The sequence below is a fragment of the Streptomyces doebereineriae genome (assembly GCF_031845645.1).
In the GTDB taxonomy this organism is placed as follows: domain Bacteria; phylum Actinomycetota; class Actinomycetes; order Streptomycetales; family Streptomycetaceae; genus Streptomyces; species Streptomyces canus.
The window spans coordinates 1-426 of sequence record NZ_JAVREZ010000423.1 but is presented as its reverse complement, the minus strand read 5'-3'; the positions used below and the strand labels follow the sequence as shown (position 1 = coordinate 426).

General features: G+C 69.0%; 1 protein-coding gene. It reads right to left on the bottom strand.

Features of this window, described 5'->3' with window-relative positions; genetic code table 11:
• The coding region (locus RNB18_RS52615; protein WP_311721130.1) for an FGGY family carbohydrate kinase at window positions 1-426 on the bottom strand (426 nt) is incomplete at both ends.

Below are 426 nucleotides of genomic sequence, written 5' to 3'. Positions count from 1 at the left end.
ACCCAGGAGTCCATGGTGCCGAAGAGGATGTCGCCCGCCTCGGCGCGCTCGCGCAGCCCCTCGACGTTGTCGAGCAGCCAGCGGACCTTGGGCCCGGCGAAGTACGAGGCGAGCGGCAGCCCGGTCTCGCGGCGGAAGCGGTCCTGGCCCACGTTGCGGCCGAGCTCCTTGCAGAGAGCGTCGGTGCGGGTGTCCTGCCAGACGAGCGCGTTGTGGACCGGCTCACCGGTGTTCTTGTCCCAGAGCAGGGTGGTCTCGCGCTGGTTGGTGATGCCGATCGCCTTGACGTCGGCGGAGGTGATGCCGGCCTTGACGATGGCCCCGGCGACGACCTCCTGCACGTTCTCCCAGATCTCGGTGGCGTCGTGCTCGACCCAGCCGGGCTTCGGGAAGATCTGCTCGTGCTCCTTCTGGTCGACGGAGACG